Origin of the sequence: Brotomerdimonas butyrica (assembly GCF_025567305.1) — a bacterium.
GTDB lineage: Bacteria > Bacillota > Clostridia > Peptostreptococcales > Anaerovoracaceae > Lentihominibacter > Lentihominibacter butyricus.
In genome coordinates, this window is record NZ_JAOQJP010000001.1 from 145146 (window position 1) to 161769 (window position 16624).

At 47.9% G+C, this 16624-nt stretch carries 12 protein-coding genes, 1 pseudogene and 1 CRISPR repeat array; of the genes and pseudogenes, 12 read left to right on the forward strand and 1 reads right to left on the reverse strand.

From position 1 onward, the window contains the following. The 5 genes from csm5 to OCV59_RS00655 all read left to right on the forward strand — a co-directional run bounded on the left by csm5 (window position 1) and on the right by OCV59_RS00655 (window position 6197). Window positions 1-1128, forward strand: a complete 1128-nt coding sequence (gene csm5 / locus OCV59_RS00635; protein ID WP_147592391.1) for a type III-A CRISPR-associated RAMP protein Csm5 — start codon at window positions 1-3, stop codon at window positions 1126-1128. 133 nt (window positions 1129-1261) lie between these two features. Continuing rightward, window positions 1262-1876: direct repeats of the CRISPR family, unit length 36 nt; unit sequence ATAGAAACATGTAAGACCCCGACAGGGGACGGAAAC. Between the two features lie 102 nt (window positions 1877-1978). Next, the gene (cas1, locus tag OCV59_RS00640) at window positions 1979-2980 is read left to right on the forward strand and encodes a CRISPR-associated endonuclease Cas1 (protein ID WP_262583999.1); all 1002 of its coding nucleotides are present in this window, start codon (window positions 1979-1981) and stop codon (window positions 2978-2980) included. A gap of 7 nt (window positions 2981-2987) precedes the next feature. After that, complete coding sequence (gene cas2 / locus OCV59_RS00645) at window positions 2988-3305, forward strand: CRISPR-associated endonuclease Cas2 (RefSeq protein WP_262584000.1); 318 nt, start codon at window positions 2988-2990, stop codon at window positions 3303-3305. Window positions 3306-3324: 19 nt separating this feature from the next. Continuing rightward, window positions 3325-4653, forward strand: coding sequence for a type III-A CRISPR-associated CARF protein Csm6 (gene csm6, locus OCV59_RS00650; protein ID WP_147592394.1), 1329 nt, complete (start codon window positions 3325-3327; stop codon window positions 4651-4653). 50 nt (window positions 4654-4703) lie between these two features. Next, a complete protein-coding gene (locus OCV59_RS00655) occupies window positions 4704-6197 on the forward strand; it encodes a hypothetical protein (RefSeq protein WP_147592395.1) in 1494 nt (497 codons plus the stop codon). 214 nt (window positions 6198-6411) lie between these two features. Here OCV59_RS00655 and OCV59_RS00660 read toward each other — a convergent pair whose 3' ends face one another. Further along, a complete protein-coding gene (locus OCV59_RS00660; protein ID WP_147592396.1) occupies window positions 6412-7089 on the reverse strand; it encodes a manganese catalase family protein in 678 nt (225 codons plus the stop codon). Window positions 7090-7223: 134 nt separating this feature from the next. Between OCV59_RS00660 and OCV59_RS00665 the strand changes: the two genes are divergently transcribed. From OCV59_RS00665 to OCV59_RS00695, 7 genes and pseudogenes are all read left to right on the forward strand, one after another. Further along, window positions 7224-7955: a transglutaminase-like domain-containing protein gene (locus OCV59_RS00665; RefSeq protein WP_147592397.1), complete on the forward strand. Its 732-nt coding sequence runs from the start codon at window positions 7224-7226 to the stop codon at window positions 7953-7955. Window positions 7956-8049: 94 nt separating this feature from the next. Next, entirely contained in the window at window positions 8050-9006 is a 957-nt protein-coding gene (locus tag OCV59_RS00670) for a ketopantoate reductase family protein (protein ID WP_147592398.1), read from the forward strand. A gap of 754 nt (window positions 9007-9760) precedes the next feature. After that, complete coding sequence (locus OCV59_RS00675) at window positions 9761-10432, forward strand: response regulator transcription factor (RefSeq protein ID WP_147592399.1); 672 nt, start codon at window positions 9761-9763, stop codon at window positions 10430-10432. Continuing rightward, window positions 10425-11378 (forward strand): sensor histidine kinase, encoded by a 954-nt coding sequence (locus OCV59_RS00680; RefSeq protein ID WP_317239615.1) that lies wholly within the window; start codon window positions 10425-10427, stop codon window positions 11376-11378. The genes OCV59_RS00675 and OCV59_RS00680 overlap by 8 nt, the downstream gene beginning before the upstream one ends. A gap of 160 nt (window positions 11379-11538) precedes the next feature. Then, window positions 11539-12195, forward strand: a pseudogene (locus OCV59_RS00685) (ABC transporter ATP-binding protein); the annotation flags it as partial. 166 nt (window positions 12196-12361) lie between these two features. Continuing rightward, entirely contained in the window at window positions 12362-15160 is a 2799-nt protein-coding gene (locus OCV59_RS00690) for an ABC transporter permease (protein ID WP_262584001.1), read from the forward strand. Window positions 15161-15504: 344 nt separating this feature from the next. After that, window positions 15505-16482 (forward strand): ATP-binding protein, encoded by a 978-nt coding sequence (locus OCV59_RS00695; protein ID WP_262584002.1) that lies wholly within the window; start codon window positions 15505-15507, stop codon window positions 16480-16482. The last annotated feature ends 142 nt before the right edge of the window (window positions 16483-16624 follow it).

Below are 16624 nucleotides of genomic sequence, written 5' to 3' on the forward strand. Positions count from 1 at the left end.
ATGAAAGAGTTTTTACAGAAACATAAGATCATATTACACACGCTGGGGCCTGTGTTTGTTGGAGACGGAAAGGTACTGGTGAAACGTGAATATGTTCTCAACAAAAGAGAACGAAAAGTAACTGTAATAGATCAGGCAAAGTTTTTCCGGTATCTTATGAGATCAAAGAAGCTTGAAAGCTATGAGAGATATATTTTAGGCAAGAGTGGTTCGATGCAAAGCTGGATGTATGAGGAAAAAATTCCTTTTAAAGATCTGAAAAGCTTTACAGCATATGAATACAGCTGCGGAGATGTCGCAGAACTCAATACGATGAAGAATATACTCACATTTATCAAAGATCCATATGGAATGCCTTATGTACCCGGAAGCAGTTTGAAAGGCGCGATTCGTACGGCGCTTCTTGGTGCAGATATTTTGAAGAATCATGAAAAGTATTCTCATGCAGTGGATTATTTTTCACAGAAGACATATTTTGATTGCCATAATAAAAAAGATATTGATCGAGAAATAAAAAGCATTAATCGAGAAATACAACGAGTAGAAGAAATCATGTTTTGCACGAAATCAAAAGATGAAGGGAATCAGACCGTCAATGATATCATGAACGGATTATGCATCAGTGACAGTAAGGCGCTTTCACTTGAGGATCTGACATTATGTCAGAAAATAGATATCCATGTGGAAGGAAAAGAGACAAGCCTTCCGATCTTGAGAGAATGCCTGAAACCGGAGACAAGAATCGAATTTGATGTTACAATTGATACGACAGAGTGTGATCTTACGATAGAACAGATCCGAGGAAGTATAAATCTGTTTTTAAGAGGCTATAATAAACTTTTTCTGGAAAAGTTCAAAGAAGAAACGCTGTATGAAAAGGATGTCATGTATATTGGCGGAGGTTCTGGTTTTGCTACAAAAACCGTTCTTCATGAGCTTTTAAAAAAAAGCAAAACCCGTTCGAAGACTGTTGCAGGTATTATCGATCTTAACCTGCCGGGAAAAGCAAAAAGTGAGCATAAACACAGTCAGGATTCCAGATGGGGTGTTTCACCTCATACATGCAAGTTGACAGAATATGATGGCGGACTCTATCAGATGGGAGCCTGCAGTGTTGAAATCACATGATTTTAGCCGCGCCTTGAATTTCAATGGTTACAGCGCTTTACAGAACATTTTATCTTATGCATTTGCGGCATTTGTTGTTTCAGCCGCAAATGCACTGTGTAGGCCTTGAAATCAGAGCATTACAGAAGGTAGGATAGAAACATGTAAGACCCCGACAGGGGACGGAAACTTTTACGTTATTACAGTTATAATAAAACTTGTATGCATAGAAACATGTAAGACCCCGACAGGGGACGGAAACTTTGTCACAGTAGTGCTGTGTCATACTAGCCACTTTCATAGAAACATGTAAGACCCCGACAGGGGACGGAAACCGCATTCCGTATCCGTCTTTATCGCAGTAACGCTGTGAATAGAAACATGTAAGACCCCGACAGGGGACGGAAACTGCGCTGTAGATTCTATTTGTTTCTTTCATTTTCATAGAAACATGTAAGACCCCGACAGGGGACGGAAACAAGTTTCACTACCAGTCACAATAGGAAGATGGTTTAAAAATAGAAACATGTAAGACCCCGACAGGGGACGGAAACACTATCTCACCTGTCTGATCATCAAACTCACCTATATAGAAACATGTAAGACCCCGACAGGGGACGGAAACTTTTTTCATGGGTTTGCTGTACGTCACTCCTCTTGTTATAGAAACATGTAAGACCCCGACAGGGGACGGAAACTGAATGATTTTGTTGATGCTGTCGACTTTGATCTGATAGAAACATGTAAGACCCCGACAGGGGACGGAAATAGTTTTTGCGCTATCTTATGACGGTGCTTTGTTTCGAAGACAAATGATCGATATCATTGAATGCAGCAGTTGCAGTTTATATGGATGAAAGGCGGTGGTGTGATGAGTTATTTGTATGTGAATGAGCAGGGGGCTCGTATCGGTGTGGATGGTGGCTATGTCACAGTACAGATGAAGGATGATCTGTTGCGAAAAATTCCTTCCGAAACACTGGAGAATATTTCACTTTTCGGAAATATATCGATTTCTACGCAGGCCATGCAGCGATGTTTGAAGCTGGGAATCACATTGAATTTCTTTTCTTCAAATGGAAAGTACTATGGACATCTGACGCCTACTGCAAGATGTCAGATCAGAAGACAGAGAAAACAGTTTTCTCTGTCTGAAGACCCGGGATTTGCAAATGAACTGGCTAAGGAAATACTGCAGGCAAAGATCCATAATCAGAAAATAGTATTGAAGCGGTATATAGTAAAACCGTCAGTTGCTGTGCAGGAAGCGCTGAAACAGATAGAGAATGCAGAGAAAAAAATAGCCTCCTGCGAGTCTCTTGATGAAATGAAAGGATATGAAGGGATCGCGGCAAGGTATTATTTTTCTGCTATATCAGGATTCATAGACTATGATTTCAAGTTCAATGGAAGAAATCGCATGCCTCCGAAAGATCCGTTCAATTCTATGTTGAGTTTGGGGTACACACTGCTTATGCATGAAATATATGGATTGATAGAGGGGCATGGGATGAACGCATATGCAGGTTTTATACATCAGGATAGAGAAAACCATCCTACACTTGCGAGTGATATGATGGAGGAATGGCGAGCGATCATCGTTGACTCGGTAGTGCTGAGTCTTATACAGGGACACGAAGTGTCGTTTGACGGATTCAGAGTAGATCATGAAACCGGAGGAGTTTTACTGACTGATGAAGCTTTTCGTATTTTTATAAAAAAGTATGAAAAGAAGATGCGCTCAGAAAGCCGTTATCTGTCTGCAAGTGGACGAAAGAACTATCGTGCACTGCTTAACGAACAGGTATCTATGCTTGCAAGAGCGATCGATAATGAAGATGTGCAGCTTTATAAAACAATACGTATCAGGTAGGTGTGATATGGAAGAAAATTATATGTTTGACACTGAAAATACCGTATCAGTATCAAAAAACATGATAGTAGTATGTTATGATATATCAGACAATAAACGACGTAATAAGATGGTAAAGCTGCTGGAGCGGTATCTGTTCAGAATGCAGCGTTCAGTATTTGAAGCTATGCTGACAAATCAGAAAACGGATCAATTGAAACGCGAGCTGTCTCAGTTTGCAAAAGAAGATGATAATATCCGTATTTACAAAATAAACGGCTCAGGTGATGTGAGTGTTTATGGCAGTGCATATCAGCTGGAAGATGAAGAAGTGATTATTATATGAAGAATTGTGAGGAATAGATATGAGTACACAGAAAATACTTTTTTCCCCGTTAGGAGGGACAGATCCTATATCTAATTTTCGTGACGGGTCGATGCTGCATATATGCCGTGTATATAAACCGGATGTAGTATTTTTGTATCTGTCAAAAGAAATGTGTGAATTTCACAAGAAAGACGATCGTTATCTATACTGCATCAGAAAGCTGTCAGAGCTTATAGATCATAAGTTTGAAGTAAAGCTCATCGAGCGTCCGGAACTGGAAAATGTTTATGAATTTGATTTCTTTTATAAAGAGTTTGAATCATTGCTTAGGGAGATTCACCGGCAGTATGATGGTGAGATACTGTTAAATGTTTCCTCAGGAACTCCGGCAATGAAAAACGCATTGAATATTTTATCGGAACTGATGGGCATTAGATTATCACCGATACAGGTTGTGACGCCGGAGGGCAAGATCAATTCTCATGAAGAAGATAGAAACAATTACGATGTGGAATCTTACTGGGAGCTGAATCAGGACAATGATCCCGAGATTTTTCATGACAGAACGACAAAGATAAAGAACAGAAACCAGACCGCAGTGTTCATGATCAATAATATCAAGCGATTGATAAATGCTTTTGATTATACGGCAGCACTTGATCTGGCAGAAAGTATTAAAGAATTTATATCACCGGAAGTCGTACAGCTTTTGAAAATAGCATGCGCAAGGATAAGTATGGACTATTCCGGATATGCAAAGGCCGGAGGAAGAAAATATGATTTCATGCCGGTGCAGAGCAGTGATTCGAGAGGTATCGTTGAATATATCCTGATTCTGCAGATAAAAGAAGAAAAAGCGGAATATGCTGATATTCTGCGTGCTATTACACCGGTATTTTATGAGTTATGCAAAATGGCAGTTCAGAAACGATGTGGTATTGATTTGAATAAAGTAACATATATGGATAAATATACAGGAGCTATCAAGTGGAAAATCGACATGAAGAACGCTGATGAAAAGACTTATGATTTCTTTGTTGAAACATACGGAGAATATAGAGGAGGATTTGTTGCAAGTGATCAGCTGACAAAAATGATTTACAAATTTGAAAATGATGCAACTTGCAGAAAAGCATTTGATGAATTTCGTGCTATTGAAGAGAAGGTTAGAAATATTGCAGCGCATAATCTTGTAGCTATCACAGATGACTGGATCAGATCAAAATGCGGATGTACAGCAAAGCAGATAATAAAAAAACTGAAGTCATTGTCTGTGATTTCAGGTATAAAAGTAACACAGGAAGACTGGGATTCATATTTGTCTATGAATACAGTGATCAAAGATAAGCTGCTGCTGGAGGATTAAGCTCGCTGTGCTCGTCAGAATGTGAAAAACATCGCAATGGAGGCAACATCATGATAGGAAAACCACTTAAAGATCGTACATCATGGGACAAGGCGGATGAATTCTGCTGGTACATGGAGACGATGCATCCTGACGAAGAGGTCAGACGCCAGTTCCGCCTTGTCAAGATCGACGGGACGGAATTTATTGAAATATGGTCGATACAATGGGGCGGAGAGACTCTGCTGGGCAGGTATGAGGTAGTAAAAAGATTCAGGCATGGCATGTCGGACTACATAATGATGAACGAGCCGGAACAGGAACCGCCGTTTGGCGTGTACAGCTACACATTCAGAATGTTCAGCAGGACGGTAGTAAGGATCTACAATATAAAACCGGAGCTCAAGGCAAAGCTGATAGAGCTGTACGCTCCGGAGCAGAGTGCGCAGAGCGGCAGCAGCGGCGAGGACGCCGGTGTGATACAGGAAGATGAAGATTTGTTAAACACTGAAGAAGATATTGGTAGTGCGACATCCGAACAGCAAGTCTTCACGCAGGAGGAATGCAGAGCGAGGCTGTCAGAAGCCACGGAGAAATTCTTTGCGCAGTTTTCAGATAACGGTTCGCATACCGGTGACGGCAGCTTTACATTCCTGTACACCGACGACAGGAGTGTCTACGATTACTGGGATCTGCAGTTTGTACTGAACAATGACACGCGGTCGCACAAAGAGATCGCGCCGCTTTTTCCTGAAGACAACAGAAGTCCGCATAAGCTGTACATGGCGGTGCTGGGCAGAGAGGATACTTTTGAGCTGCAGAAGCTCCTTGACGGCGGATATGACAAATGCCCGCACGATTTCAGGATCTTCGGGAGCTATGCTTCGGAAATCGCCGGCGGTCTCAGGATGGCCGAAATATGTCGTCAGGAAACCGTACATGATGAAAAGCAGAAAAAATTTGCAGAAAGAGCAGTGCAGATTTGCAGGAGGCTCATAGAACTGGGATATTTCAGCACGGAAAATGAAGTGTGCGAGTTTTTCAAAACAAAATATATACCGCGGATGAAAGCCGTGTATGGACCGGCGCAGGAAGCGCTCGCAAAGCTTAGTGAGATCGACAGAGAGTGCGGTGGCGTTTCTGAAAGCGAGAAGGAAATCCGGATCTACACTGAGATCGTTGTGCCGGCGGTCAGAACTGAAGAGCTCAAGATGTCGTGGACGCAGCATCTGGTGAAGGCGACGCTCGAAAAGGTGGAATTCTGCAGGTCGCAGCTCAGGGTGCATCTGACCTTCAGGAACAACAGCGATTTCACATTCTTTTTCTTTGCGGATGAGGTGACTCTGCTGCAGAACGGCAGAGAGCTGCAGCCTGACGTCATAGATTACAGCATGCTGCCGGCTGATACCGTGCACAGTCACACCTCGTCATCGGGCGTGCTGATATTTGATGTAAAGGATCCGCAGAAGGATTTCAGGCTGATCATCGATGGCTCGTATATCGGATCGGAGGATGAGGATAAGTGTGAAGCGGAGTGCTATTTTGAGTTTGCTGTGGAAGTGTAAAGCAGAGAGCCATTGTAAAAAGATGACTTTGATTTGATGATGTGCGATGGCATCAGGCAGGTAAAGATTGATGATTCAGTATCTGTATAAGATGCTTTTGAATTCAAATGAAACTCTTTTTATTTGAAAAAAACTCAGTCCCGCTGGTGTGCAGGGCTGAGTTTTGCTGTAGTGGCGTGCTGGCGCTGCATCATGGCTGCAGGTCGTCCCGCGATCACGAGTTCGGCGGAGTGAAGGACGGCGGTGCGGCCTTCGTGTCTCCGAACGCATTGGCAGGCGACGGAGTGGAAAGATCGAAATACATCCTCGAGTCCTCGGTGACACCAAAGTCGTGGTTCGAGCCGGTATCCTGGATCTTGTTGAAGGCTTCGCGGAAAAGCGCATTGTGTGCTTCTTCGCGGTTGAGCAGGAAATCGATGGTTTCCCTGACCTTCTTGTCGTCGATCTGTCTGTAAAGGTATTCGTAGACGACTTTTGCACGCTGCTCCGAAGCGATATTTGAGAGCAGGTCGGCGCACAGGTCGCCGGTGACTGTCACGTAGTCGCCGGTCCATGAATAGCCGGAAGAATTGATCAGGCCGGGGTTGAGCCCCAGCAGCACGTGGCTCTGGATCTCGCCTGCGCCGACAGCTGAGGCGTCCACATCATGACCGTTCAGCAGGTTGATCGTCTCTGCGACCATTTCCATATGGCTCAGCTCTTCGGCTGCGATATCCATGAACAGATCCTTGATAGTCGGATCCTTTATGCGAAAACTCTGCGACATATACTGCATCGCGGCTTTAAGCTCGCCGTTGCCGCCGCCGAGCTGTTCCTGCATCAGCGCTGCGTAGTGCGGATTCGGCCTTTCCACAGCTACAGGATGGAATAATTGTTTTTCGTGTTTGAACATAGCGTTAAACCTCCTTCCTGATAGCATCTGCATAAATGCTGAAAAATATTCGCTCTTTAAAAAATCGCATATATGATGTATGATTAGTCATAACAAACTTTAAAACAAAAAAGCTCAGAAACAGGGGGCAGTGAATGGAACGATATTTGAGAGAAACACCGATGCTGGACTTTTCGGCGCCATCGATCAGGGCTCTGATCAGAGAGAGAGGTTGGGATGCTCCGGGTCGGGGATACGCGTGCGCCGCGGCAGACGGCAGCTTTGAAAAAATAAGATCGATATACGATTTCGTGCGCGATGAGATCCTGTTCGGGTACAACACGGACGACAGCATCCCCGCTTCAAAAGTGCTGCGCGACGGATACGGCCAGTGCAACACCAAAGGCACGCTGTTCATGGCGCTGCTGCGCGCATGCGGGATCCCGTGCCGCATACACGGTTTCACGATAGACAAAAAGCTGCAGAAGGGAGCGATGACGGGATTCGTCTACAGGTCAGCGCCGCAGGAGGTTTTTCACAGCTGGGTGGAAGTCCTGCTCGAGGGAACCTGGTATGAACTCGAGGCATTCATCCTTGACAAAACATATCTGCAGAAGCTCCAACAGGCAAACAGCAGCTGCACGGGAGCGTTCTGCGGCTACGGCGTGGCAGTGCGCGATTTCCAGGAGCCCGTGATAGACTTTGACCGGAACAGCACATACATACAGAGCGAAGGCATCACGCAGGACTTTGGGATATACGACTGCCCGGACGATCTGCTGAAAGAACACCATCAGGAAATGTCCGCCGCGAAAGCTTTCCTTTACAGGCACCTGGGCCGGCACCTGATGAACCGCAACGTGAAAAAAATACGAAATGGCCGCTGAGCCGCATTTTGCATCTTTAAAAAAACTTTAAGCGCCATGAAAGATGTGGTATATATAGTAGCAGAGCATTTTACAGTAAAAAGAGAGGCATGATATGCAAAAATTGACTGATAAGAAGATCGCGGTGGTCGGAGCAGGCGGGGTAGGCGGATACATGGCCGGGATGCTCGGCAGAGTCTGCACGCACCTGAGTGTTGCGGCCAGAGGCAAAAGACGGGAGGCGCTGAGCGAACACGGCATAGTTCTGCACAGCGACCACAACGGAGAGATCGTATCGAGACCTGAACGCATTGTGACGACAGCTGAGCTGGGCGAACAGGACTATATTTTCGTCTGCGTGAAGAACTATTCCCTTGAATCGGTGTGCAAAGACCTGCAGCCGGCGGTCGCCAGGGATACTGTGATCGTGCCGGTGATGAACGGGGCGGACACAGGTGAGAGGATAAGACAGTTTATCGGAAAAGGCACTGTTGTCGACTCGCTCATATACATCGTGACATTTGCGAACGAAGATTTTTCCATAACGCAGCAGGGCGATTTTGCAAATCTTCGGATAGGGATACAGAATGCCGACGATGCTCAGAAACGAAAGATCGACGAAGTCTCCGATATACTGAGTGCGGCAGGCATAGACCATGAAAAAGCCGATGACATCGAAACGGAGATATGGCGAAAATACATACTCAACTGCGCATACAATGTCGAGACCGCGTTTTACGACAACACGATAGGGCAGCTGCGCGACGATCCCGTGAAGGCGAAGGAGTACGAGACGCTTGTGGAAGAGGCGTATCATGTGGCGCAGGCGAAGGGCGTCAGCGTCACGCAGGAACATATAGATCGGATCATAAACAGGTTTTACAGAGAGCTCGCGTACGGTGCTACGAGTTCGTTGCAGCGTGACGTCTGCAGCGGGCGCACATCGGAGCTGGAGACATTCAGCGGATATATAGTTCGGGAAGCAGACCGGCTGGGAGTCCCGGCACCGCTTTCGCGCAGGGTGTACGAAGGGCTGAAAGAGATCTGCGAAGGCAGGAGATCGCAGGTGTAAGCGGAGCGGTCATACGAAAGTGTGGACGATCCCGGAAACGGTGCAGATCGTGCAGGCTGTATAGAATGCGCAGCGCAGAGTACGCGGGAATGCAGAGCGTGCTGACTACTCGGGCTGTATAGCATATGCAGCATGCGCAGCGAAGGGCCTAGGCATTTTCTGCGGGGTCAAGTTTTTTATGCAAAAATTATGCACGTGTATTTTTGAAGCAGGCGTTTATGAGCACGTCATGATTGTATATAAATCGTGCTCTAGCAGGGGATTTTCATACAGTGCATTGTACTTTTTTTAGTCGTTTTCAATGGGTTTCGTAAATGGGTTACGGTCGGCTTTCGCCGGCCCTGCAAAGAGCTGCAGTTTAGGCGAGATATGCAGCTTTTTTGATGCATTTTGTGCATGATTATGCATCTGATCCCTGGTTTATGCGCGAAAAATGTATATGTATTTTTTCCCAGAGCATCACTATTACGAAAAAAGCTAAAACACATGGGATTTTATGCATTTAACATAATGTGGAAATTAAAAATGCGGGTGAATTTCTCTGCCTGTACATGTGCGATCCACCTTCCTGCACTTGCGTGATTCCTTAACCGGCGTCTTCGAAGCCCGCTGCCACCTGAGGGCTCCGCAGTCGCTGCCTGCAAAGCTGCGCCCTCAACACCTGCCCCTTGCATTGATACCCGATAATGCTTATTATATATCATGAAGTAAGAAGCAACGAATGAAAGGATAAAACAATGATCGGCAGGTGGATATGACAGATAAGATCATCATAGTAGAAGACGATGCCGCGCTGGCTGCCGGACTTGGCAGAGCGCTGGCGTCAGAACAGCGTGATATAAGGATATGCGGCAGGCTGGCAGATGCGGAAAAGCTGATGACAGGATCCGTACCTGTTCTTGTGATACTGGACGTGAATCTTCCGGACGGCAGCGGGTACGATTTTCTCGAGCGGCTCAGGCAGCACAGCGACGTGCCTGTGATACTGCTGACTGCGAACGACATGGAGGCCGACATCGTCAGCGGGCTCGAGATGGGTGCAGACGACTACATAACGAAGCCTTTCAGTCTGGCGGTGCTCCGGGCGAGGGTGAACACGCAGCTTCGCAGGAAAGCGACCAGGCAGACCGCCGTATGCATCGGCAGATATCGTTTTGACTTCCGTCGTATGGAGTTTTACGCGGACGGCAGGCCGGTGGAACTCAGCAAGACAGAGCAGAAGCTTCTGAGGATATTTGTGGAAAACCGCGGGATCACGCTCAGCCGCAGCGATCTCGTGGATCGCGTGTGGACTGACGGGGCGGAGTATGTAGATGAAAACGCGCTTTCCGTGACGGTCAAAAGGCTCAGGGACAAGCTGGGCGCGAAGGACGATATAAAGACTGTGTACGGCAGAGGCTATATGTGGGTGAAGGAAAATGAGTGATATCATGATGGCTGCAGTCGTGACAGCAGCTGTGATCATCGCGCTGGCATCAGCAATCGCGGCGGCTGTGATGTACATGAAACAGCGCAGGGTCATGGACAGCATCGAAGAAATGCTCGAGACCGCCAGAAAAGGCAGCTTTACAGAACATGATTTCGACGAGTCGAGATTTTCCGCACTGGAAAACAGGTTCGCTGATTATCTGGCGACATCGGAGATATCGGCACAGCGCGTGAAGAGCGAAAAAGACAAGATCAAGACTCTGATCGCCGATATCTCACATCAGACAAAGACGCCGATCGCGAACATACGGCTGTATTCGGAGCTGCTTGACGAGATGGAGCTGCCGCAGGCTGCGAAAGAGTGCACTTTACAGCTCCATGCACAGACTGAAAAATTGAGTTTCCTGATAACTTCGCTGGTGAAGCTGTCGCGTCTGGAAACTGGGATAGTAGCACTGCATCCGGAAGTCGGGAGCATCGGGCAGCTCGCAGAAGAGGTCGCCGTATCATACAGGGAAAAAGCTGCAGCTAAGGGGCTGAGCCTGGCTGTGATGCCGGGAGAAGAATGCACCGGTATGTTCGACAGGAAATGGACGGCAGAGGCACTGGGGAACATCATAGACAACGGGATCAAATACACGGAGAGTGGCGGTGTGACCGTGAGTGTGAAAAGATACGAGATGTTCGTCTGCATAGAGGTGAGCGACACGGGCGCCGGAATAGACGAGAAGGAGATGCCGCGGATCTTTGCGCGGTTTTACCGGGGGAAAGACACGCACGGACAGGAAGGCGTCGGGATAGGGCTTTATCTTGCCCGGGAAATAATCTCGGCAGAAGGCGGATATATAAAGGTCAGTTCGGCGGCAGGCAGGGGTTCGACATTTGCAGTGTTCCTGCCGGCAGCGGGGAAGGATGCACCGCGGAGCGCCGGGGATCGCGGGTGAAAATCTTACAGAACTGTTAGGATCTGCTGCGCGCCGGAAATAATGTGGAAAGATTGTTTTGATATCATCTGTATGAAAGGGCGGAGAGTCTCTTTCGTACAGATTTTTTTGACCGCCGCATCGCGCGGCAGCTGACGGTGGCGGTGAAAGGAGAAAACATATGGCGATACTTGAAACGAAAAATCTTAAAAAGATATACGGCAGCGGTGCCGGCGAGGTGCGGGCGCTGGACGGCATCGACATGTCAGTCGAAAGTGGTGAATTCGTTGCAGTCGTGGGTTCATCGGGATCAGGAAAGTCCACGCTGCTCCACATGCTCGGAGGTCTCGACAGGCCGACGTCCGGCAAAGTGTTCGTGGACGGCAGAGACATATTCTCGTTGAAAGATGAGGCGCTGACGATTTTCCGCAGAAGAAAGATAGGATTCGTCTTCCAGGCGTACAATCTAGTGCCGGTCCTTAACGTATACGAAAACATCGTGCTTCCCGTGGAGCTCGACGGCAGGAATGCCGACCGCGGATTCATCAGCAGCATAACGGAGACTCTGGGCATAAGCGATAAGCTTGCTAACCTGCCCGGGCAGCTTTCCGGAGGTCAGCAGCAGAGAGTGGCGATCGCGAGGGCTCTGGCGACGAAGCCTGCGATACTGCTGTGCGATGAACCGACAGGCAACCTCGACAGCAGGACGTCGCAGGATGTGCTGGGGCTGCTCAGGATAACGAGCCGGCAGTACGCCCAGACGATAGTCATGATAACTCACAATGAGGAAATAGCGCAGCTCGCTGACCGAATCATCAGGATCGAAGACGGCAGGATCAGTAATGGCGGACTTGTAAACGACAGCGCGGAAGTCTTCGGAGGCACAGCCGCAGATGCCGGTGCAGAGCCCGGTGTAGGCAGAGTCGTAGCCTTAACCGACAGAAATGGAGTCGACAGCGCCGCAGCTCACAGTTCCGGAGCCGGCAGACAGGGGGAGTGACGCGATGAGAGTGAAAAACAGAAAAGCCGTAAGGCGCCTCAGCGTCAGATCCTTCAGGGCGGCCGGTAAGCGCAGCGTCACAGCTGCAGTGGCCATAGTGCTGACGACAGTCCTGTTCACTGCACTTTTCACGATAATGATGTCGATCAACACGAGCTACGAATCGTACACGTTCCGCCAGATCGGAGGGTACGCGCACGGGAGATTCAAGGATGTGGACAGCGAGCAGGCTTCGATGATAGAAAGCCACCCGAAGATCAAAGCAGCTGGCAGGCGCATAACCGCCGGGTACATCACGGATGGCAGCTTTGCGAAAATACCTGCGGAGATAAGCTGCATGGATGAAAACAATGCAAAATGGAGCTACATAGATCTCATCAAAGGTCATATGCCGGAGGCGGAAGACGAGATAATAATGGATACCGCCGCGCTCGCCGCGCTCGGCGTGGAGCCGGAGCTCGGGGCAGAAATCAGACTGACGTACGATATGCTGGACGTGGACAGCGCGGTCGGCAGCAGGTCGGATACGTTCAGGCTGGCCGGTTGGTGGGAATACGACGATATATCCCCGGTGCATTTCATAAACGTCTCGGAAGCGTATGTCAGGCAGGTTGAAAAGGCCGCAGTCAGCGCCGGTGCAGACCATTTCCGTGAGGACGTCAACGTCATGTTCAGGACGAGTGTCGGCATAAAAGAAAATATGCAGAAGGTCGAGGACGATCTCGGTTTTCAGTCTGACGATCCGGATGGAGACGATTACGTGAGATACGGAGTGAACTGGGGCTACACGGCGTCGCAGGCCGGTGATGCTGTCGGACCGGAGATGATAGCGGCAGCGGCAGCTTTGCTGATACTGATAATTATGACGGGATATCTGATAATCTACAACATATTCCGGATCTCGGTCAGCAGCGACATCAGGTACTACGGCCTGCTCAAGACCATAGGGGTGACGCCGCGGCAGCTTCGCAGGATCGTCAGACAGCAGGCGATGATGCTCTGTGCGGCAGGCTGCCCGGCAGGGCTGGTGATCGGATATCTGGCGGGACGCGTGCTTATGCCGGTGATAATGGCGTCGACATCTCTCGGCGCCTCATGCACGGACGTGAGCATGTCGCCCGTGATATTCATCGCGGCAGCGCTGTTTTCGATAGTGACGGTATTCATATCATGCTCCAGACCGGCCCGTATGGCTTCAAAGGTCTCTCCGGTCGAAGCCGTGAAGTATACCGAAGCGTCTTCAGTCAGTCCGAAAAAGGTGCGCAGGATATGTAAAGCGCAGGTGTGCCGGACGTCAGTCGATCATGGAGGGGCAGGCGCTCCGGAAAGGTCAGGCGCTTCGCAAGTATCAGGAGCGTCAGATCAGGGGATGCCGGCAGGGAATGGAAAGCCGCAGAGGCCGCAGATCCCGGGTAAGCTGAAAGGCGCGGGCCTCGGGCGGATGGCGCTGGCTGACCTGGGCCGAAGCAGGCTCAAAACTCTGGTGGTGATAATGTCTATGGCGCTGTCAGTAGTGCTGCTGTCAGTATTGTGCGCTTTCGTCGGCGGTTTCGACATGGAAAAATACCTCAGCAATCAGACCTGTGCCGACTTCATCGTCGGAAAGACGGACTATTTCAGATATCAGACGCAGAGCTCCGAATCGGGGCTGACCGGTGACGAGATCGCCGAGATAAAGGCTGGTACGGAAAGCTCAGTCGGCGGTATGGCATGGGCCCTGGATGACACAGAACCCGTGATCTGGCTGTCGGAAGACGGCAGGCCTTCGGATGACGATGAGCAGATCTCATATGCGATGAAGCAGGCGATGCAGAAAGGAGACGGGAGGGACGTGTCGTGCAGCCTGCTGCAGATCGAGGGGCTTGATACCGGTCTCATGCAAAAGCTGCAGGTCATCGACGGGGATATCACACCTGTGAGTGATCCCGGGGAAAATGCCATAGCGATAGCGGCTGAAACGGACGATAACGGAAATGCAGTCAACGGGGACAGCCTTCCGAAAACAGGCGAAACAGTGACTGTGACTTATATAGACGAAGGTTACTTCATCGACAGCCGGACCGGCGAGATGTCGAGCGAGAACACACCGGGCGAATATATCGGATACAAGGTGGAAAGGAGCCACGATGTCAGATACACCGTCTGTGCAGTCGTGAGCGTGCCGTACAGCATGTCTTTCAGATACTCGAAGCTTTCATCGATCGACGCGGTTATAAATTCAGAAAGGCTCAGCGCGGACAGCGGCGCAGAGATATTCCCGATGTTTTACATGTTCGATGCCCCGGGACGCGGCGCGGAAGATGACGACGAAGCTTTTCTTGCGGAAATGACAGGCAGTCCGTCCTCATCGCTGATGTATGAGAGCAAGGCTACCGTTAGAGAGGAGTTCGAAGGGTTCAGGAACATGTTCACACTGCTGGGCGGCGTGCTGTGCGCGATAACCGGGCTCGTGGGGATACTCAACTTTTTCAACAGCATCATGACGGGCATGATGAGCAGGCGGCGGGAATTCGCGATGCTGCAGTCGATAGGGATGACCGGGAAACAGCTGCGGTCGATGCTGATATACGAAGGCCTGCTGTACGCTGCCGGTGCGATACTGCTGTCGCTCGTGCTCAGCGTCATCATCGAACCGCTGGCGGGTAGCCTGATGGAAAGCATGTTCTGGTTCTACAGCTACAGCTTCACGCTGAAGGGGATATTTATAACGGCGCCGGTCTTCCTGGCGGCAGGCGCAGCGCTCCCGGCTCTGCTTTACAGAAGCTTCTCGCGCAGGAGCATCATAGACAGGCTGCGGGAATAGAGAAAGAAAAATGTGAGCCGTACTGTATTGGAGTAAGGAGCGCGTACGGCAGCACGTCTTCGGGGACATTGAGCATCTGCAGCAGATCTCCTTTTGCTTTTCCTTGTTTTCTATAGATCCTGCAGCTGTCAAATCGATCACCCTTCCTGATGAATTTTCTATTGTAATATATCAAGGGAAAACAGCGCTGCAGATGAACGCTGTTTTCCCGCCGCTTTAATGTTTTTCTATCATAATTATATGATCAGTTTGGAACAAATAAGAAAAATTTAAAAGAGTATCCTGATAAAGAAAGAGAATTATGGAGAACATTCGATTCTACACCATATGAACTACGAATTGCGATGGGAAATTTAGATGAAGATGAAATGGTATCATTACTGGATTACTCAAGGTATTACGATAAACTGGAAATGCCGATTCCGAGAAATCGGGATAAAGTATTGGAAGATTTACAGCATGAAAAGTTCATAAAGAGAAATGATGCCGGCACATGGGATATCACAAACATGGGGGCATTGATGATAGCAAAGGATTTGAAGAAATTTGAATCTTTGCATAGAAGAACTGTCAGAGTGATTTGGTATAAGGAAAACTCCAGGTTGGAGGCTATCAGGGAAAAAGAATTCTGTGCGGGTTATGCATTTTCACATGAAGAAATCGTGCAGTATATTATGACGATTATTCCACAGGAAGAGGTAATTGTAGAAGCAACAAGGGAATCTGTTGTCAGTTTCCCGGAAATTGCTATCCGTGAGTTGTTGGCAAATGCTATGATACATCAGGATCTGCAGCAAAGGGGTACAAATCCGATGGTGGAAGTGTTTAAAAATCGAATTGAGTTTTCAAATGCTGGCGCACCACTATTAGCAATTGAAAGAATTGTAGATTCAGTGCCGATATCCAGAAATGAAAATATTGCAGGATTTATGCATAAATGTGGTATCTGTGAGGAACGTGGCAGTGGTTATGATAAGATTATTGAAGCAACTGGTAAAAATGAGTTACTTGCACCAAGGATTGAAAATCAGAATAATCAATTCACAAAAGCGATATTATTTGCTAAAGTACCATTTGAATTAACTACGAAAGAAGATCGGATGCGTACTTGTTATATGCAAGCATGTCTGGCATATGTCAATTTTGAGGGGATTTCTAACTCAGATATTCGAAAAATATTTGGATTAGGAGAAAAAGAGAAAGCGAAAGAGAAAGCGAAAGCCTCTCGACTTCTTACCAGTGCTGTTGACGGAGGCTATATTAAAGTAATGGATCCGGATACTGCGCCAAGGTATAAAAAGTATATTCCATATTGGGCATAATTTAAGTTTCGCTAAGTTTCACTTATATAGGTGTCTGAGGAAAATTTAATAGGAAAAACATGAAAAAAGCACTGAAAACCATGTAATTTATGGTTTTTTAGTGCTTTTTACCTTGATAAAATAAAAAGATGTAATAATTTTA